This window comes from Vibrio sp. 10N.247.311.13 (assembly GCF_041467595.1).
In the GTDB taxonomy this organism is placed as follows: domain Bacteria; phylum Pseudomonadota; class Gammaproteobacteria; order Enterobacterales; family Vibrionaceae; genus Vibrio; species Vibrio crassostreae_C.
On sequence record NZ_JBFSUX010000009.1, the window covers coordinates 61,570 to 80,540 of the forward strand.

General features: G+C 42.3%; 17 protein-coding genes. 12 read left to right on the forward strand and 5 right to left on the reverse strand.

Annotation, left to right across the window (positions count from 1 at the left end; genetic code table 11):
- The first annotated feature begins 8 nt into the window (after nt 1-8).
- The 9 genes from pntB (at nt 9) to AB6E52_RS06070 (ending at nt 8,916) form a co-directional block, all read left to right on the forward strand.
- Entirely contained in the window at nt 9-1,406 is a 1,398-nt protein-coding gene (gene pntB, locus AB6E52_RS06030) for a Re/Si-specific NAD(P)(+) transhydrogenase subunit beta (protein WP_102320801.1), read from the forward strand.
- Nucleotides 1,407-1,607: 201 nt separating this feature from the next.
- Nucleotides 1,608-3,005 (forward strand): hypothetical protein, encoded by a 1,398-nt coding sequence (locus tag AB6E52_RS06035; RefSeq protein WP_017060101.1) that lies wholly within the window; start codon nt 1,608-1,610, stop codon nt 3,003-3,005.
- Between the two features lie 363 nt (nt 3,006-3,368).
- Complete coding sequence (vxrA, locus tag AB6E52_RS06040) at nt 3,369-4,841, forward strand: sensor histidine kinase VxrA (RefSeq protein ID WP_102320830.1); 1,473 nt, start codon at nt 3,369-3,371, stop codon at nt 4,839-4,841.
- Nucleotides 4,816-5,475: a response regulator transcription factor VxrB gene (gene vxrB, locus AB6E52_RS06045; protein WP_017060099.1), complete on the forward strand. Its 660-nt coding sequence runs from the start codon at nt 4,816-4,818 to the stop codon at nt 5,473-5,475. Before vxrA ends, vxrB begins: the two co-directional genes overlap by 26 nt.
- Nucleotides 5,475-6,362, forward strand: coding sequence for a DUF2861 family protein (locus tag AB6E52_RS06050; protein ID WP_102320802.1), 888 nt, complete (start codon nt 5,475-5,477; stop codon nt 6,360-6,362). Before vxrB ends, AB6E52_RS06050 begins: the two co-directional genes overlap by 1 nt.
- Nucleotides 6,363-6,412: 50 nt before the next feature.
- On the forward strand, nt 6,413-7,567 hold the full coding sequence (locus tag AB6E52_RS06055; RefSeq protein WP_102320803.1) for a conjugal transfer protein TraF: 1,155 nt from the start codon (nt 6,413-6,415) through the stop codon (nt 7,565-7,567).
- 41 nt (nt 7,568-7,608) lie between these two features.
- Entirely contained in the window at nt 7,609-7,761 is a 153-nt protein-coding gene (locus tag AB6E52_RS06060; RefSeq protein ID WP_004731009.1) for a YoaH family protein, read from the forward strand.
- Nucleotides 7,762-8,200: 439 nt separating this feature from the next.
- Nucleotides 8,201-8,476: a G5P family DNA-binding protein gene (locus AB6E52_RS06065; RefSeq protein WP_016767415.1), complete on the forward strand. Its 276-nt coding sequence runs from the start codon at nt 8,201-8,203 to the stop codon at nt 8,474-8,476.
- Nucleotides 8,477-8,490: 14 nt separating this feature from the next.
- Complete coding sequence (locus tag AB6E52_RS06070) at nt 8,491-8,916, forward strand: hypothetical protein (RefSeq protein ID WP_240698184.1); 426 nt, start codon at nt 8,491-8,493, stop codon at nt 8,914-8,916.
- A 229-nt stretch (nt 8,917-9,145) separates the two neighbouring features.
- Here the strand turns inward: AB6E52_RS06070 and yciH are convergent, their stop codons facing one another.
- Nucleotides 9,146-9,457, reverse strand: a complete 312-nt coding sequence (gene yciH, locus AB6E52_RS06075) for a stress response translation initiation inhibitor YciH (RefSeq protein WP_008221404.1) — start codon at nt 9,455-9,457, stop codon at nt 9,146-9,148.
- 3 nt (nt 9,458-9,460) lie between these two features.
- Nucleotides 9,461-9,829, reverse strand: a complete 369-nt coding sequence (locus AB6E52_RS06080; protein ID WP_017060095.1) for a DUF3319 domain-containing protein — start codon at nt 9,827-9,829, stop codon at nt 9,461-9,463.
- A gap of 100 nt (nt 9,830-9,929) precedes the next feature.
- Here AB6E52_RS06080 and AB6E52_RS06085 point away from each other — a divergent pair, with 100 nt between their 5' ends.
- Complete coding sequence (locus AB6E52_RS06085; protein WP_102320805.1) at nt 9,930-10,898, forward strand: tyrosine-type recombinase/integrase; 969 nt, start codon at nt 9,930-9,932, stop codon at nt 10,896-10,898.
- A 143-nt stretch (nt 10,899-11,041) separates the two neighbouring features.
- Here AB6E52_RS06085 and AB6E52_RS06090 read toward each other — a convergent pair whose 3' ends face one another.
- Together AB6E52_RS06090 and AB6E52_RS06095 are read right to left on the reverse strand one after the other, a co-directional pair.
- The gene (locus tag AB6E52_RS06090) at nt 11,042-12,037 is read right to left on the reverse strand and encodes a D-alanine--D-alanine ligase (RefSeq protein ID WP_102320806.1); all 996 of its coding nucleotides are present in this window, start codon (nt 12,035-12,037) and stop codon (nt 11,042-11,044) included.
- A gap of 179 nt (nt 12,038-12,216) precedes the next feature.
- Nucleotides 12,217-12,780 (reverse strand): SPOR domain-containing protein, encoded by a 564-nt coding sequence (locus AB6E52_RS06095; RefSeq protein ID WP_017069919.1) that lies wholly within the window; start codon nt 12,778-12,780, stop codon nt 12,217-12,219.
- 216 nt (nt 12,781-12,996) lie between these two features.
- Here AB6E52_RS06095 and AB6E52_RS06100 point away from each other — a divergent pair, with 216 nt between their 5' ends.
- A complete protein-coding gene (locus tag AB6E52_RS06100; RefSeq protein WP_102320807.1) occupies nt 12,997-15,678 on the forward strand; it encodes a bifunctional acetate--CoA ligase family protein/GNAT family N-acetyltransferase in 2,682 nt (893 codons plus the stop codon).
- Here the strand turns inward: AB6E52_RS06100 and AB6E52_RS06105 are convergent.
- Nucleotides 15,670-16,557, reverse strand: a complete 888-nt coding sequence (locus tag AB6E52_RS06105) for a LysR family transcriptional regulator (RefSeq protein ID WP_102320808.1) — start codon at nt 16,555-16,557, stop codon at nt 15,670-15,672. The two genes, AB6E52_RS06100 and AB6E52_RS06105, sit on opposite strands and share 9 nt — an antisense overlap.
- Nucleotides 16,558-16,782: 225 nt before the next feature.
- Here AB6E52_RS06105 and AB6E52_RS06110 point away from each other — a divergent pair, with 225 nt between their 5' ends.
- The gene (locus AB6E52_RS06110) at nt 16,783-18,930 is read left to right on the forward strand and encodes a TonB-dependent hemoglobin/transferrin/lactoferrin family receptor (protein WP_102320809.1); all 2,148 of its coding nucleotides are present in this window, start codon (nt 16,783-16,785) and stop codon (nt 18,928-18,930) included.
- Nucleotides 18,931-18,971 lie beyond the last annotated feature (41 nt).

Here is an 18,971-nt window from a genome sequence, read left to right on the forward strand (position 1 = left end):
AGTAACAGATGTCTGAAGGATTAGTACAAGCAGCTTATATTGTTGCTGCTGTATTTTTTATTATGAGCTTGGCTGGGTTATCGAAACAGGAATCTGCGCGTGCAGGTAACTATTACGGTATCACGGGTATGGCAATCGCGTTGATCGCAACGATCTTTGGCCCTCACTCTGCTGGTATTGTGTGGATCATCATTGCTATGGTGATCGGTGGTGGTATTGGTATCCACTACGCAAGAAAAGTAGAAATGACTGAAATGCCAGAGCTGGTTGCAATTCTGCACAGCTTCGTAGGTATGGCTGCAGTACTTGTAGGTTACAACAGCTACATCGATCCACCTGCTGCTGTTTCTATCAACCCTGCAGATATTCATGCAGAGCACGTTATCCATCTAGTGGAAGTGTTCCTTGGCGTGTTTATCGGTGCGGTGACGTTCACGGGTTCTATTGTTGCGTTTGGTAAGCTTCGTGGCGTTATCTCTTCGTCTGCATTGAACATCCCTCATAAGCACAAGTGGAATCTAGCGGCTATCGTAGTTTCTACACTGCTGATGATCATGTTCGTAAAAGCAGACGGCAGCATGTTCGCACTAATGGTGATGACACTTATCGCATTCGCATTCGGTTACCACCTAGTGGCATCGATTGGCGGTGCAGATATGCCAGTAGTTGTCTCTATGCTGAACTCGTACTCTGGTTGGGCAGCAGCAGCGGCAGGTTTCATGCTTGCAAACGATCTGCTTATCGTAACTGGTGCATTGGTTGGTTCGTCGGGTGCGATTCTGTCTTACATTATGTGTAAGGCGATGAACCGCTCTTTCATCAGCGTTATTGCTGGTGGATTCGGCCAAGAAGTGGTTGTGTCTGATGGCGATGAAGAGCAAGGTGAACACCGCGAAACATCAGCTGAAGATGTGGCTGATATGCTGAAAAACTCTAAGTCAGTAATCATCACTCCTGGATACGGCATGGCAGTAGCTCAAGCACAATACCCAGTGCATGAAATCACTGAGAAGCTACGAGCGCAGGGCATTAATGTTCGATTTGGTATCCACCCAGTTGCTGGTAGGTTACCGGGTCACATGAACGTACTGCTTGCTGAAGCGAAAGTGCCTTACGATATCGTTCTAGAAATGGACGAAATCAACGATGACTTCGATGAGACAGATACTGTATTAGTAATTGGTGCGAATGACACCGTAAACCCTGCAGCACTTGAAGATCCAAACAGCCCAATTGCTGGTATGCCAGTACTTGAAGTTTGGAACGCTCAGAATGTTATCGTATTCAAGCGTTCGATGAACACAGGTTACGCCGGTGTGCAAAACCCACTGTTCTTCAAAGAGAACACGCAGATGCTGTTTGGCGATGCTAAGTCGAGTTGCTCTAAGATTTTAGAGCACTTATAAGTGGGTACGCTGACCTACTGATGTGAAGCCTCGCTATTGCGGGGCTTTTTTCTATCTAACAGTTAGCGCATTTGGTGAGGTGGTCAACAATAACAAGAGTTAGTATTTTAAATTGTAACCATGTGTTTATAGGTTATCGAAATCCAACAAAATTAGCATCAATCTATGTAAACCCAATCTAGATGTATGGATGCTTAGAAAATGAAGAAAATGATAGCTAGTTTACTATCTCTGTCTGTGGTGGCATGTGGCGGTAGCGATGGTGACAATAGTAACGGGAATGGTGAGAACGATTCACTAAAGTACCTAACACCACCGAAAGTTGGATATCAAACATTCGACCGAGTTCAAGGCAACACAAGAACCGCTTATTCAAGCGGTGATATTAACCAGTACGAACACATAAACCCAGATACAGGTGTTGGCATCCCTGTAAACCCATCTTGTAAAGTAGATGAGGATGGTATCAATGAATGCGATATCGTAGAGCCTGATATTCTTCGAGTCTTTGATATCAATAAAAAATATTCATTAGTTCAGATTGATAATGCGACTATCGACTATGAAGATGTCAAGTACGTTGGTCGATACGCATTTATCCAAGACAAGTTAACGGGTGAGCTTTATCCAATGCTTAGGGATGGAGAGTTGCAAACCCTATGGCTGGCTCATGAGTTTGCTAGTGTTAACAGCTCTAATCAAGTTGCTTACGATAATGCTATCTATTACCGTGGTGTAGAATTAGAAGGTGATGAGGCAGGCTATAGAACCTACATAGGCCGATACAGCCTAGATGCCGATTCTGGAGTGTTTGTATTCGATAGAGTGCATGATGTATCTCAAGGGGAGCAAATTTATGCCTTTGCTGTAGACGAAAACAATAATATTGTTGTGCATGAGGGGCAAACTCCGGAAGTGACGAGCAACTATTTAACTTATATATGGGCTAATGGTCAAAGCGAGGATGTGATTTTAGATTCTGACTATCCCATCATATTGAACAACAGTATTGTTTCTCACAATCGATATGCTGCTGACGACCATTATTTTAAGTTTGAATTTCAAGAAGACGCGGTTGAAATAATAGACCTTGTTCTAAATCCAGATAATGACATTAACCTAGTGTCTTTCTATGGAGGTATTTCGCGAGGTAATTATTACGTGGATTACAATTGTAAAGCATTCGATACAAAGCAAGATGAATTTCGGTTGGTTAGAGACGATGGTTGGTGGGAGAATGGCTATTACAATAACCTAAAGTCGGTAGCTACGCAGGATTATCTAATCTGCTTGAATATTTGGTTAGATGGCAAACCAACAGAAGGTGTGTTCATTGACGCGAAAGACGGGTCATCACAACACTTCTCCATGGATTTTTATCATGGCCACTGGGACGATGGCCTCGGCATAGCGGGTGTTGTCGCTACTCAACACAATGAATTTAAAATTGTTCAAGAGTACAGGCCACAAGGTGCTCAAAAAAGTGAGTTTAAAGAGTTTTATTATAATGTAGATACCAACGAAGAGTATGTTATCGAGCTTAACGGTGAACGCATGTCTTTGAAGGTTTTCTCTTACTTAGAAAAAGAAGCTGGTTAATTTTCAATCAAAAATCAACAATGTCGTTTGGTGATGCTAAAAAGAGTTGTCTAAGTATCTTAGAACACCTATAGAGATCACCTCTAAACAATATGTAACAACTCGATAAGGAGCTCATTTGAGCTCCTTTTTTTATCTTACGAAAGCGACTCTATGTGTGATCTCAGTTGATACGAAGTTGACGAAGCCTGATGCAAAACTTGTCGCAATTGAGGTTTGGCTTGCCAATCAGCCTACTAGTACGTATGTACAATGTGGCCGTAATATATTGGCCTTTATCTCTGTAGCTCGCCATTCTCAATGTTTCTCATGCGGTTAAAAATTTATCTTTGATAGCGAATGGTATATATTTGGTTGATCTATATGAATTTGCGTTGGTTTGTGATCATCAAAAGAACATTTACTCTTCTTATCGCTACGTTGTCTGTGTCTGCAAACGCATTTGCTGACTCTTTACCTGAGCGTATCGATAATTTCACCAAACTCTTTGATCATGAAACGGCAATCGAATCTTACGATATTCGAGTGCTACAGGCTGATTATCCAACAGGTTTGATCATGCCGTCTTCTATGCTGCCACAAACAGCAGAGTACCCGTTAAAAGACATTCAGCGCTTGTACCAGTTATCAAAAACCTGTAGTGGTAAACTGCCGTTAAGCCCTTTGATTACTGAGCCTTTAGTTTTTACTCGTGCAATGTGTAAAGGCACCAAGCTTTCTGACCGTTGGTTTAGCCGTAGTGGTTTGATTCACCCTGGCGGCGGTTCTTATGCGGCACGATACGTTGAGAAGTACCCAGAAAAATTCGACTCTCTGAAGCGCTTTATGCATATTCAAGAGCGACCAAACACCGAACACGATGAACTACTGTCTCGCTTGCAACAAATGGATAGCGAAGCAATCACCGCGCTGTTAGCGGGTGCCAGTATGTTTGTTGAGCTTGATGAGATGTGGGTAAAACGCGGCGACAGATATTACCTGTATAAAAAATCAGTCTGGAACGAAAATGCCACGCTTGCTGGGTTATCGTTTAGCTTGTCTTCAGAAGGTAAAAGCTGTTTTGTCCAGCGTGGTAATGTGTGTTGGGAAATAGAAGATCATTCAGAGCTTCTGCAAGTCGCCATGTTTATCTTGGTTATTGCCAACATCATGCTTGTCTTAGGTTGGGCGATTTACCGCTGGAACAGCAAGAAACAAGAGATGAAGAGTCGCATGCTGGTTCTTCAAATCCTAACGCACGAATTAAGAACGCCGATTGCGAGTTTGTCATTGACGGTGGAAGGGTTCAGGCGTGAGTTCGAACACTTACCAGAATCGGTATATGATGAGTTCCGTAGGCTGTGTGAAGATACACGCCGTTTAAGACAGTTGGCGGAAGCAAGTAAAGATTACCTGCAATCAGATAATCAACCGCTCGCAACAGAGTGGGTGCCAAGTGTTGAAGAGTGGCTCCAATACAAAGTTGAAGAAGACTTTGCGCCGGGGATTGAACTCCGTGTAAACAAAGATATAGCTGCAAAAGTGAACGTATATTGGTTGGGAACGTGCATCGATAACCTAATCAGAAATGCCGTGAAATACGGTGTGGCTCCAGTAATTCTAGAACTGAATACTTCTGACAAGAAGCTGACATTCAAAGTTATAGATAATGGAGACTTGTCTCGCAAAGATTGGGGGCAACTAAGAAAGCCATTCGTAAGTAAGAGTGGACTCGGTTTAGGTCTGACGATAGTGGAATCTATGGTTGGAAAAATGGGCGGTCACATGACGCTTATCGGCCCCCCAACAACATTTATTTTGGAGATACCTTGTGAAACAGACATTGCTTCTCGTTGAAGATGATAAAAATTTAGCTGACGGTTTATTAGTTAGCCTTGAGCAAGCTGGATATGAATGTTTGCATGCAGAACTGATCTCTGAAGTTGAAGGCTACTGGGAACAAGCGGATCTAGTGATTCTAGACCGTCAACTTCCTGATGGCGACTCAGTAGATTCACTTCCAGGTTGGAAGAAAAAGAAAGATATCCCAGTTATTTTGCTGACGGCTCTCGTGACAGTAAAAGACAAAGTAGCGGGCCTAGATTCAGGTGCAAACGACTACTTAACAAAGCCATTCGCAGAGGCTGAGCTATTTGCTCGAATTCGTGCTCAACTTCGCCTGCCAGATTCTGAAGAACAAGATGCATCAAAAGTTATCGCTCAGAATCTTGTTATCGATAAAGCGACACGTGAAGTGTTTTTCAATGAACAGGAAGTAACGTTAACGCGCACTGAATTTGACCTTCTACTGTTCTTGGCAAGTAACCTTGGACGTGTGTTTACACGTGATGAACTGCTTGACCATGTATGGGGTTACAACCATTTCCCAACAACACGTACGGTAGACACGCACGTTCTGCAACTAAGACAGAAACTGCCGGGTCTAGAAATTGAAACGCTGCGTGGCGTTGGTTACAAGATGAAAGCGTAATGAGAATAGCCTTACTTCCACTATTAATGTTTTCTTGCGTAGCGAATACCGCGCAAGCAACGGATTGGTTTAAGAGCAGCGATGCTCTGACTCAAGTTCATAAACATCTGCTAGATAATGATTTACCTCAGATGTTTGACTCATTAGTGGAAGTTTGGCAAATCAACTCGTCTCAATCACGAGAAGATCACCTCAATGAACTGTTCGATCAAGCATTGAACAAAGATTGTGGTAAAACTCTCACCAGAAAAACACTCCCAGATTGGATTAGTTCAGTCGTCGTTAAAAGACACATCATTCAAAGCCCTGGCCGAGATACCTTTCGTGTATCGATTAATGTTGAATCCGAAAACAACATTCAAGACATTACCTTCGAGAAGTGGGTCGATAAGATCGTTTCTTCGGACAGTGAGTTAACCAAAGACAGTGAAGTGGTTAACAACGAATCGGTGAGTCTATACCGCAAGCGTTACAATTTAGCCTCTCAACTTGAATCGGGTTTGTATCGTTTAAGTGTGAAAGGCGATGGTGGAAATTCTTGGAGTACTTGGATTATCCTTGGTGAAGTTGCAATGCGTCAGCAAGTTCGCTGGTCTTCAAAAGACACCTGGCGAATCGATAAAAAAGAACTTCTGAACCCTTATTGTCCTCTTCCTAAACTCGAAATTGGTTTGTACGATTATGTCGATGAACACTATGAGCAGGTGTGGGGCAAGAGCTATGAATCTGATTATCCAATGAACCTTACTGGTGAAGAACTTCCTAATGATCGCTATGTTTTAGCGGTTTCAATGGTGCATTCACGCTGGCAAGGCGACATAGCGATAGAACAAGCACAAACTATCAGTAAAACTTATGATATTTCTAGCGAAGAAGAGTTAAAGTAATTTAAAATTGTGCCGTTAACTATGTAAGGGATCTAACAAAGATAAACGGCATGAAAAAAACTACAAAACTACTCGCAGCGTCAATTGCATTCGCCAGTCTTCCTCTTTCAGCAGCAAACTACGCCATTGAAGCGCGTGGTGATGCGATGGGTGGTGTTGGTGTTGTTTCAGCAAACTTCCTAACTGCTCCATTCTATAACCCAGCACTTGTTGCGATTTATCGTCGTAATGATGACATGGGAATGATCACGCCAAGTTTTGGCGGTAATTATAATGACCCTAATAACTTAGTTGATGATATCGATAATTTAGTTGACAGCATTGAGTCAGGTACTGTGACTGCTTCTGATCTAGATGCTCTTAATGGTGATAACCTGAATGTTGATTTAGGTGGTGTTGTAGCATTCGCTCTACCAAATCAGTATATTGCAGCAAACGTATTTGCAAAAGCATACACTGAATCATTTGTAACCCCTGATACATCTAGTGACGCTGCTAATAGTGACTTGGTTAATGCTGAGTTAACTGCTGTTAAAGCTGTTTCTATTGGCATTATGGAAGCTGGTATATCATTAGCAAAATATCAAACGTTCATGGGACAACATTTGTCGTTTGGTATTTCTCCAAAACTCCAAAGAATCTATACGTATAACTACATTGCCTCGGCACAAAACTACGATCTAAGTGATGTTCGAGAAAACGACACCGCGGAAACTACATTTAATATTGATGCAGGTGCGCTTTGGTTTTACGGCCCATTTAGAGTGGGTTTTTCTGCAACGAATATTATAGACCGTGAGATTGAAACTAAATCCGTTAGCCAACAGCTAACAAGCAGCACAGGGGCTACAAGAACAGTAACATCGAGTCATTCTTATAACCTGGGGCCTGTCTACACTGTTGGTGCGGGGATCGTTTCTGATTACTTTACGTTGAGTGTTGATTATGATTTGAATGAAGCAGAGAAGTTTACTTCGTTCGAAGACAACGAACAGATGATTCGTGTTGGTACTGAAGTCGACCTGTTACGTCAGCTTAAGCTAAGGGGAGGGTATTACAAGAACCTGGCTTACTCTGATTCAGAAGGAACAGTGACAGCTGGTGTTGGTATCTCGCCATTGAACTTGTTTCAGCTAGATCTAAGTGCTAACTACACGAATGAAAATGCAATGGGTGCATCCATCAATTTCCTTGCTAGTTACTAACAGTCCTTATATAGTTCTGCTCCTAAATAAAGGAGCAGAGCATGCTAAACGACTTACCAACCCTTTCTCACGAAGAACAACAGAAAGCTGTTGAACGAATTCAAGAAATGATGACCCAAGGCATCAGCACAGCACAAGCTATCAAAATCGTTGCTGAGCAAATCCGTGAAGAAATGAGTAATAAAGAAGAGTAGGGCATCAGCCCTTCTTTTTTAATACGATAGTGCACTATAACTAAATATATTACCCTCTAGTATATTATCTCGTACATACCAACTCTTTAGCTACCCTAAATTCCCGACCTATCCAAAACCATTAAATTCCTTTTATTCAGTAAGTTATGTCGGAGTGATCCACTTTTCAGGCATTTCTTGGCTTTGGGTTGTAATTAAATTACAGCAAGTTCTGAAAGTGGAACAATCGCCATTTTAGGTGTCAGTATTTGTGTCGCCGCACCTAAGTGGCTAAATATATGGTGTTTTTACGGCTAGTGACGTTGTGACTTGTATTTTGAACGGATGAGAATCCATGAATGTTCAGAAGCCCCTACAGATACCATCTTGGTATCAACTACCGAAAGTAGCGCAATCAAATGTGCTGCCGTTTAAAGCTTACGTAGCTTAAGGAAAAGATATGTTGAAAGTAGAAATCTTCCCAGAACACGAACAACCAATCACAAGAACATTACCAGGCAAAGATGGTAAACAAGCCAGAACGATAAGAGAACAAATAGGATATGCATATCTGGGTGGTAAGTTCCCAGTCGAAATGAAGCTCTCATTACAAGACGACCAATCAGCATATAAATCAGGAAACTACGAACTTGATAGCTCAAGCTTTACCGTGAATAACTTCGGTGGACTGGAATTAAAACGCTTCGGCATTAAGCTCGTGAGGTCGATGAAATAATGGAAGATCAAGTCATGAAATCTGATGAACTCCAAGAAGTCATTAACTGGTTACACAACGATGTAGATAAAGCTGTTGATGATGCCAATGATGTAGTTGCCAAGCGTCAGTACAAAAAAGTCTTCGACAGCTTAGAACTATTAAAAGAAATGCTGCTCATGAGTGAGTCCAACAAAAACCATGTACAGATGCTTGGCTATCGAGATGATACAAACAAAGTTCAATGTATGGTGTCGAATGTTGTTGGCTTAAACTTCCAAGAAGTGAATGAACTTGCTGATGAGATATTCTTGGTTGGTGACTGGTTCATGTCAGTTACAAACGTTGATGGAGATGAAAACCACAACGTAAAAATCTATGGACCATATGAGACAGACAAGCAAGCAATGGAGCATGCACGTAAAACCTTGTCAGTAACAACGTTCAGAATCTCTGTATGAGCCCAGAAAGCCCCTCAAAAGCAAACTGGTCCAAGTGCGTATTATGTACGTTATGTTAAATGGATTTTGATGTTTATAAGGCAGGTATCTTTGTGTGATGCCCTGCCTTTGTATTGTGCCGATATTCTCTAATTTATACTGTGTATTTAACCAAACTGGCTATTTACCATAAAATACCTAATAACCAGTGATAATAATCTTCGATTTTAACCCTGGTATTAGTTAGAGATTAACCGCCAGCAAATTTAACTTTGTAGCCTTTCTTTTCAAGGTGCGCTTTGATCTTGTCGCGCGCGTCACCTTGAATTTCGATGTTTCCATCTTTTACTGAGCCACCGCAGCCGCAAACTTTCTTGAGTTCTGCTGCCATTAGTTTTAATGGTGCGTCATCTAGGTCTAAGCCAGTTACGACAGAAACGCCTTTGCCTTTACGGCCTTTGGTTTCTTTTTGGATTCGAACGATACCATCGCCTTTAGGACGTTGGACTTTCTCTTCTTCAGGCTTAATGCGACCTGTTTCTGTTGAATATACTAGGCTCATAATTTACTTCTTTTGTTGCTCTGCTTTTTGTTTTGCGAGTAAGTAAGCTTCTATATGGCGTTGGATTGCAACCTTGCCGCCTTTGATTAAGCGACCGTTAAACATGCAATACCACGCATTAGGCTCACCGGTGTCATTCTTGATTTGGTAGCCGTTGAAGTTTTCAGTCGAGCCACCAGTTCCTCTCGACTTATTTAATGACATGAATTCTTTTGGATCAATAATAGATGCGGTATCAATCCACCAATCAATACTCTTTTTCACGGCAGCTAGGTTGCCCTGAATAACGTTGTTTTTTAACTTAGCACGCCAAACTGTGTTGTTAGCATCTATCGATTGAAGATGGACGCTTCGGTAAATTGAATTAGCCATATCTATTAATCATCTTTCTGTTTTCACTGCATTAATCATAAGTATACTAATAATGATATCAAGCATAATATGGTAAAAACACCTGTCGAGGTATGGTAATTTGAGAAAAAAAGTCCCTATTTTAACTGACTCTGTGATAATTAATTCATTTGTTGAAAAATTAAACAGCAACGCGACAATAGAAATTATAGATGAGTTGACAGGATTTCAATACTCTCGCAATTCACTGTTGGGCATTTACAGTGATTGGAATCGCTATCATGCGTTCTGTACCAAACATCGTATTAACACACTTCCCGCATCTATAACCGCTGTTCGTCGTTTTCTTGAAACGGAGTCTAACGATAGAAAATACGCATCGCTAAAACGTTACACTGCAACGCTTAGCATGTTACATACTGTGTTGAGCTTTGCTAACCCGATCAAGCACAGGCAAGTTCGCTTTACCCTACTCCACTTACAATCTCAAATGGCCGGTGACGCTAAACAAACCAATGCTATGACATCTGTGCATCTCACTGATTTGAATACGTTACTCTCCCATGAGAAAGCAAACCTGAAAGAGATCAGAGACATTGCTATTTATAACGTGATGTTCGAGTGTGCTTTAAAGCGCTCAGAGCTTAAGTTGTTATCGATGAGTGATGTTGAGTACGTTGAAGATCATTACCAAGTAACAGTCAAAGATTCGGCTTATCAGTTGTCACAAATAGCCAGTGTTGCACTTCAACGTTGGCTTTCGTTTACTGGTATACAAGATGACTTGCCAGTATTTCGTGCGATAGACAAGCATGAGAATATTGGTTTGCAGCCTTTAGATGATTCGTCCATCTATAGGATATTGAGAAGAGCTAGCGACTTACTTCAACTGCCAGAAAATCACCATTTCTCTGGAAATTCGATTCGTGTTGGTGCTGCACAAGAGTTGTCGAAACAAGGTCTTAAGGTTAGAGAGATTCAGGACTTTGGTCGCTGGCTTAGCCCTGCCATGCCAGCCCAATATGTGGGTTTCACGGGAACGGCTGAGAGTGAGAAGATGAAGTTTAAGGCGCTAATACCTTGGCAATAAACGGTTCGTAATTACTTGGATATAAGTTGTGGCTAAATGATAGATTCGTAAAAAACGGCTAGCTTTAAAAACAAAAAGTGCCTTGGCGAAAGCTTAAGGCACTTTTGGGTTCAGCTCTAAGTGAACGAAAACGAGTTAGAAACCTAAGAAAGGCTTGTTCTCACGCAGTTTTCTAAGAACTGGCTGAATTTGTGGCCGTCATGCTCAACCATTTTAGGGAACATGGAGATTGGCGTCATACCTGGGAAGGTGTTGACTTCGTTCAGGTAGATCTCGTTGTCTTGCGTTAAAAAGAAGTCGATACGAGACAAGTGACGAAGCTTCATCTGGGTGAAGACTTTTCGTGCGCTGTCTGCAATCAATTCACGCTGTTCGTCAGTTAAATTACTTGCTTCAACTTCAGTGATCGAGTGGCTGTCTGCACTGTACTTCTCTTCGTAAGAGTAAAATGCGCCATTCGGTGCAATCACCTCACCCGGCTTGCTGATGTGTAGCTCGCCATCGATTTCATAAGCAGCAATTTCTAGCTCTCTAGGCACCACTGATTTCTCAACCAATACTTGGTCCGAGAAAGTGAACGCCTTGTTGATAGCCTCGCTTAAATCTTCTACTTGGTTAACTTGGTAACAACCTACAGAAGAACCTTGACGAGCCGCTTTCACAAACACTTTACCCCAGTTTTCAAATGCTTGAGTTGCTTGTGAGTGAGCTTGATCATTGTTGTCTGATAAGAACAGGTACGGCGTGTTTGGAATACCAAGTGCGTCGTACCAAAGCTTTGACGTGATTTTGTTAAAGCTGTTGTTGCTTGCTTCTGGACCACAACCTAGGTATGGAATTTTAGCCATTTCAAACAGTGATTGAATGTCACCTGTTTCACCTGGGAAACCGTGTATGCAAGGCACAATGAAATCGACTTTAGATGCTAAATTGTCACCGCGTAAGGTTTGGTCGTTAATATCAAGATAAACCAATTCACCTGAATCAAGACACCAGCCTTCGTTCTTAATTTCAACTCTTACAACGTTAAAATCTGCAACGCTATTAAGTTGATCAAAAAGGTAATTGGCTGAAACTAAAGATACTTCATGCTCTGAAGATCCACCGCCGCAAAGTAGAAGGATGTTTGTGGTGTTCATGGGTAAATTCGGTCCTTGAAACTAGGAGTACTGACTTCAATGATAAACAAAAGTCGAGATAGGTACAGTGTTTTGATTGTTAAAATTGCGTTCGAAAGATCGAGCGATTAACTATTAAACAAAACAGCGAGTCTTAAAACAAAAGAAGGAGCATTTGCCCCTTCTTTATGAATCAAAACTTAGTTCAACTTGTTAAGCGTTGGGTATTCAGAGTTCTTGATGTCATCAATGCTCTTAACGAACGGCTTCAAGTTTTGGAAAGTGTTCGGCAGTGTTGAGATTGCCTTTTTAGCTTCTAAGCGTGTTGCGTAGTCACCATAAAGTACCGTGAACCACTTAGTGCCGTTAACCATTTTGTAGTTTTCCCAAACTGGTTGAGAAGTCGTAGGTAGCATTTTCACGAAAGAATCGACTTTACTTTGGCTGCCAACAGCAACAACTTGAACTGTGTAACCAAAACGTTGGTTCATGTCTTGTTGTTTCTTGGTTGGGCCTGTCACTACTGCAACTGGCTTAGCTTGAGTCGTTTGAGCGACTTTCTGTTCAACAGGTTCGGTTCTGATAACGTTGACAACATTTTCTTCAACAACGCTTGTTTGCTCAGATTGAGATACAACTGGAGCTTCAACTTTTGCCGTTTTGTACTCTTCTTGATAACTATCTGAAGTGACATTGGTAACGTAGTCGTCAGATACACATGCAGCCAAGAGCAGTGGCAAAGTCACAATTGCAAATTTTTTCATGGAAAGCTCTATATCCTTAATAATAATTACTATAAATCATGCCGATACGTCGGTTTAGAATCAAGTTAACTTTGGGATTATATACCATTAGTGGGTGACCTATTTCACAAACTTTATGCAGGGTTTGCTTATTCATCTGAATTCGGTGAATTTGCCATCAACCTGTGAGTGCAAAGTAAGTTACGATGAACTTACGTGCATTGCTAGGATATGTCTATGAATCATCTTGATCCCCTACTTAAACCCCGTTCAATCGCTGTTGTTGGTGCTTCTCAACGAGAAACACGCGCAGGATATATTGTTATGAACAATTTGTTGCATGGGGATTTTAAAGGTGCGGTGATGCCGGTTACGCCGAAATATGATTCAGTGGCCGGTGTGCTTTCTTACAAGAACATTTTGTCGTTACCGATTGTTCCTGACCTCGCAATCTTGTGTACCAATGCGACCCGTAATGTCGCTATTTTTGAAGAACTGGCTGAGAAAGGTATAGCCTCTGTCATTGTGCTTTCTTCAGACATGCAGCAAGAAAGCGATAATGGTGAGACGTATGATGAACGATGCCTAGCGATTGCCAAAAAGCACAACATTCGAGTGTTGGGTTCCAATAGTTTGGGGGTGATTGTTCCTTGGTTAAATTTGAACGCCTCATTCTCTCCAGTGACAGCATTACCCGGTAAGATCGCCTTTGTTTCTCAGTCGGCAGCTGTGTGTACCACTATTCTCGATTGGGCTAATGACAAAGAGATCGGTTTTTCGGCGTTTATCTCTATAGGCAATGGTAGCGATATCGAATTCTCGGAGTTATTGGATTATCTCAGTACCGACTCTCACACCGAAGCGATATTGCTTTATGTAGACAGCATTACTGATGCGAGGCGCTTTATTTCTGCAGCGCGTGCGGCTTCGCGTAACCGACGAATTTTGGTGTTGAAAGGCGGTCGAACGGCGAAAGGCAGAGCCGCAGCAATGGCTCACACTGGCGGTGCCGACACATTAGATATTATTTATGATTCCGCAATCCGACGCAGCGGCATGCTACGAGTTAAGAACTTACATGAACTGTTTGCTGCGGTAGAAACACTGACTCATTCAGTACCATTGCGAGGCGAGCGCTTGGCTATTGTTACTAATGGTGGCGGCCCTGCGATTATGGCTGTGGACACCCTATTTGACCGCGGTGGTAAGCTCGCAGAGTTTTCAGAAGAGACACTTGATAAGTTGAACAAGGTTTTGCCATCGAGTTGGTCTCATAGCAATCCTATCGATATTGTCGGCGACGCTGGTGATCAACGTTATATCGACACTATAAACATCTTACTCGATGGCGATGAAGCAGACGCGATTCTTATCATGCACAGCCCTTCAGCGGTCGCACATTCCGCTAAAACGGCAGAACGAATTATTGAAGCGATTAAGAAGCACCCTCGCCACAAGCGCTTTAACATCCTGACGAATTGGTCTGGTGAGCTAACAGCAAGGCCCGCACGAAAGCTGTTTACCGAAGCGGGTTTCCCAACTTATCGGACCCCTGAAAGCTCTGTGGTCGCATTCATGCACTTAGTCGAGTACAGACGTAACCAACGTCAGTTAATGGAAACGCCGACCACTGCAGAAAAAGTACACATTGAAGATCTAGCAGATGCGAAAGGTTGGATAGAAAGAAAACTACTGGATAAAGATACAGTTAACCTTGATACTCACCAAAACAGTCAGTTTTTCAAGAGCTTCAACCTCGATGTGTTACCAACTTGGATCGCTTCTGACCCAAGTGAAGCGGTACACATCGCTGAAACGATCGGTTATCCCGTCGCAGTAAAATTACGTTCGCCGGATATTGCACATAAGTCAGACGTACAAGGCGTGATGCTCAATTTGCGAAACAGCAGTGAAGTTGCCAATGCGGCTCAGGCAATTCTCGATCGTTCTCAATTATCCTTCCCTACAGCAAACATCCACGGCTTGTTAATTCAAGGTATGGCTAAGCTCGCGGGCGGCCAAGAGTTGCGTATTAAGGTTACAACAGACGAAACCTTCGGCCCAATCATATTACTTGGACAAGGTGGTTCGGAGTGGGATGAGTCGATTGATGCCGCAGCTGCTTTTCCACCGCTCAACATGACACTGGCGCGTTACTTGATTATTCGAGCGATAAAAAGCGGCAAGATTCGTCTACAAAAACTCCCTAACCCCATCGATATAGAAGGTTTGTCTGAGTTATTGGTACGTATATCGCAAATGGTAGTGGATTGCCCTGAAATACATGATTTGGATATCCATCCAGTACTGGCCAATGGTGACAAGTTCACGATATTAGATGCCGATATCATCTTGAAAGCGTACGAAGGCGACCCGCAAGAAAGGTTGGCCATTCGCCCTTATCCGGTCGAGCTTGAAGAACGTATCCAGCTAAAAGATGGAACCGAAGTGTTGTTACGCCCTATTCTTCCCGAAGATGAACCGCTTCATGCTGACTTCATTAACCGTGTGTCTAAGGAAGATCTCTATAAGCGTTTCTTTAGTGATGTCGGTGAATTCAATCATGAGGCGTTGGCGAATTTCACTCAGATTGATTTCGATAGAGAAATCGCCTTTGTGGTCGTTCGCGAGGAACAAGGCGTTCCAGCGATCATCGGCGTGTCCCGTGCGCTGATTAACCCTGAGAACACAGACGCCGAATTCGCAATATTGATTCGTTCTGACCTTAAAGGTGTTGGTCTAGGTCGCATTCTTATGACCAAGGTTATCGATTACTGCCGTGCGAAGCAGACCAAGCAGATGTCGGGTATGACGATGCCAACCAATAGAGGGATGCTGACACTAGCTCAAAAGCTCGGTTTTAAGCTAGATATCAGTTTTGAAGATGGTACTGCAGATATGGTGTTACCGTTACTTTAACGCCCATGTCTTTTTAAGATGTTGGATACACCAAGACTTGGCGTCGCCCATTTTGTTGCGTCGCCAAGCCATAACAATATCGATCGGTTGTGGTTCTGTACCGGAGATCTGCTGTAGTACGCCAGATTCAATCAAAGGTTTAGCGACACTATTCGGTAAGGTGCCAATCCCTAGTCCTGATGTCAAAGCCTCTACTTTCGCAGGAAAGCTTGTCACGGTTAAACGTGGCTGTTTCTCTAGAATATTGATGCTTAGTGCTGGCTGATCGCGTGCGGTGTCTGCAATGGCAATAACCCTGTAACTTTCTCTCGCCTTCTGATCGAATTCACCAGAACGATTGTGAACATAGTGGCTTGATGCCGCGACCCACACCATCTCCATTTTACCAATTACGTCACTTTTCATATCGTTTGGAATTGTATCGAGCTTAGGGCATATCAATAAGTCAGCACGACCATCTGTGAGAGATTCCCAACAACCCGCTAAGATTTCCTCTTGCAAACGAACGCGTGTTTTACTGATTTTTCCTAGTTCATCTACCAGTGGGAAAAAGTTAGCAATCGGGATAATGCCATCAAAGGCGATGGTCAAATCGAGCTCCCAACCATTGGCTAGAATGCTTGCCTCATTAACAAGGCGTTCTGTTGCTCCAAGAATTACCCTACCTTGCTCAAGTATCAACTGGCCCGCTTCTGTGAAGTTTGCACGATGTCCAGAACGGTCAAAAATCATGATGTCCAGATCTTGTTCAAGCTTCTGGATTTGATAACTGAGTGATGAAGGTGCTCTGTCCATTTCATTGGCTGCAGCGGCGAAACTTCCACGTCGGTCGATGGCATCTAATATGTGTAATGCTTCAAGTGTTATTGGACTATGCATCAGTTTCCTACTTTATAAATGAGAGGTTAATCACAAAAATGGAAGCATTCACCAGATAAATGGAACCATTAAAGGTCTTTTAATACAATGAGTTATACGGTTTAAGCGTATTTTTAATGACAAAAGTACAAATAAATTGAAATGCAAATAATAGTAATTATCATTTAGATCCAATATTATCTTTCCCAAATCAAGATAATACTATGGAATTAAGGTAACTATCAGATGTATAAGCAATCCCTACTCTCTGCTTCAATCGTTTTAGCGCTTTCATCAACATCAGCCTTTGCTGAAGATTATGCCCTATTTGACGAGGTTGTTGTATCTTCGACTCGTACTAATCAAACACTTATCAATACAGCAGCTTCTGTGACGGTCATCTCTGACGAGCAAATCGAAGAGAACATGGCAAAAGATGTTAATGAAATCTTCGAATACACTCCGGGTGTAACGATGAACTCAAGCTCTCGTCAAGGTGCACAAACTATCAATATTCGTGGCATGGAAGGTAAGCGCGTTAAGATCTTAGTAGATGACTCATCGCAACCAGGTTCATTTGATGGTGGCCCTTATGCATTTATTAACTCTAGCGGTATCTCAATCGACCCAGATATGCTGAAAAGCGTTGAAATCATCAAAGGTGCAGCTTCAAGTTTACACGGAAGCGACGCTATTGGTGGTGTTGTTGCATTCGAAACCAAAGACCCTTCTGATTTCTTGAAAGATGGCGAAGACTTCGGTGGCCAAGCGAAACTGTCTTACTCTTCAGAAGATAACTCTTTCAGTGAGCACGTTGCATTAGCTAATCGATTTGGTGATTTGGAAACATTGGTTGCCTACACTCGCCGTGATGGTGAAGAGCTTCAAAACTTCCGCGACTCTAATAACTTAGAGAATTACGCAGTAGAAGATCAAGATACATCTGCAGATAACCTATTGGTAAAATTGCAATACCAATTGAACGAAAGCCACCGTATCGAGTTTCTAGCTGAGCTAATTAAGGATACTTCTGACTCTGATATTTATCACTCAAGCTACGATAGCTACACGGGTGCAGATGATACAGAGCAAAATCGATTTGCGATTAAACACATTTGGTTCGCTGATGGCGCTATCGCTGACACAGTGACGAGCAAAGTGTCATACATCTCTAAAGAAGAAAATGGGGTGACGAAGCGCTTTAAACCGGCAGGTCCCGGTTTCCCACCTTATGTTCCTGCTAACAATGACAATCTTCAAACAAAAGACTATGAATACACCGAAGATAAGCTTGAGATCGAAACTCAGCTAGATAAACAGATTAACAACCATTACCTAGTTTATGGTGCAACATACACACATAGTGATATTAGCAATACAAACATGGAGTACAACTCTGATCCTGATACTGATGATCAGCTTTATGTATACACTCCTGATGCTAAAGAGCAGAAGTTTGGTCTGTTTGTACAAGACGAAATTAGCCTAATGAACGACAAACTTGTTGTTACTCCAGGTGTTCGTTTCGATTACTTCTCTACAGACCCTGGTAAAAATACGGGTGAGTCACTTACGGACTTCTCTGATTCTGCGGTAACTGGACGTTTAGGCTCAACATACAAACTTACTGATACAGGCACCATTTTTGGCCAGATTAGCCAAGGCTTTAGAGCCCCTTCTTTCGATGAACTGTACTACACGTATGACAACCCAGGACATGGTTACGTAAACGATCCAAACCCGGACCTTAAGTCAGAAACCAGTATCTCTTACGAGCTAGGTTACCGTCATAATACACAGGCTTCATCGTCTGAAATAGCGGCTTACTACAGTGATTACGATGATTTCATCGAAACAGTGGTAACGAAAAAAGTTGGCGGAACGACACACTACTCTAACGTTAACCTAGATTCGGCAACAATTAAGGGTGTTGAATTCTCTAACACGTTACTATGGGATGTTTTGGTTGGTGCACCTAAGGGTATCTCAACTCACTTCGTTGCTTCATACACAGAAGGTGAAGATGGAAACGGTAATGCACTAAATAGTGTCAACCCTTGGAATGCTGTATTAGGTCTTAACTACGACGCTCCAAACCAAAACTGGGGTACTAGCCTTAAGTTAAACTACACGGCTAACAAGTCTGGTTCAGACATCAACTTCGATGACGAAAGCGGCGGTAACGCTGGTCAAGCTGAGCTTCCGAGTGCAACGGTTGTTGACTTGACGGCTTACTACAAGCCAATGAAAGATCTTACTATTCGTGGTGGAGTATTCAACTTAACTAACGAAGAGTACTACCGTTGGAATGATATTCGCGGCGATGATGAGCTTTACAAAGAGAACTCTCAAGCAGAAAGAAACTACGGTATTTCAGCTAAGTACGAATTCTAATTCGTTAAAAACCTGAATTGCAGATACTAAAAAGCCAGCTA

Bases quoted from the DNA above. Each gene is read 5' to 3' on its own strand.
- AB6E52_RS06095 (WP_017069919.1), bottom strand. From the start codon at position 12,780: ATGAAAAAATTTGCAATTGTGACTTTGCCACTGCTCTTGGCTGCATGT.
- AB6E52_RS06090 (WP_102320806.1), bottom strand. From the start codon at position 12,037: ATGAACACCACAAACATCCTTCTACTTTGCGGCGGTGGATCTTCAGAG.
- AB6E52_RS06050 (WP_102320802.1), top strand. From the start codon at position 5,475: ATGAGAATAGCCTTACTTCCACTATTAATGTTTTCTTGCGTAGCGAAT.
- yciH (WP_008221404.1), bottom strand. From the start codon at position 9,457: ATGAGCCTAGTATATTCAACAGAAACAGGTCGCATTAAGCCTGAAGAA.
- AB6E52_RS06035 (WP_017060101.1), top strand. From the start codon at position 1,608: ATGAAGAAAATGATAGCTAGTTTACTATCTCTGTCTGTGGTGGCATGT.
- AB6E52_RS06110 (WP_102320809.1), top strand. From the start codon at position 16,783: ATGTATAAGCAATCCCTACTCTCTGCTTCAATCGTTTTAGCGCTTTCA.
- AB6E52_RS06100 (WP_102320807.1), top strand. From the start codon at position 12,997: ATGAATCATCTTGATCCCCTACTTAAACCCCGTTCAATCGCTGTTGTT.
- vxrA (WP_102320830.1), top strand. From the start codon at position 3,369: ATGAATTTGCGTTGGTTTGTGATCATCAAAAGAACATTTACTCTTCTT.
- AB6E52_RS06105 (WP_102320808.1), bottom strand. From the start codon at position 16,557: ATGCATAGTCCAATAACACTTGAAGCATTACACATATTAGATGCCATC.
- AB6E52_RS06055 (WP_102320803.1), top strand. From the start codon at position 6,413: ATGAAAAAAACTACAAAACTACTCGCAGCGTCAATTGCATTCGCCAGT.
- AB6E52_RS06065 (WP_016767415.1), top strand. From the start codon at position 8,201: ATGTTGAAAGTAGAAATCTTCCCAGAACACGAACAACCAATCACAAGA.
- AB6E52_RS06070 (WP_240698184.1), top strand. From the start codon at position 8,491: ATGAAATCTGATGAACTCCAAGAAGTCATTAACTGGTTACACAACGAT.
- AB6E52_RS06060 (WP_004731009.1), top strand. From the start codon at position 7,609: ATGCTAAACGACTTACCAACCCTTTCTCACGAAGAACAACAGAAAGCT.
- AB6E52_RS06080 (WP_017060095.1), bottom strand. From the start codon at position 9,829: ATGGCTAATTCAATTTACCGAAGCGTCCATCTTCAATCGATAGATGCT.
- pntB (WP_102320801.1), top strand. From the start codon at position 9: ATGTCTGAAGGATTAGTACAAGCAGCTTATATTGTTGCTGCTGTATTT.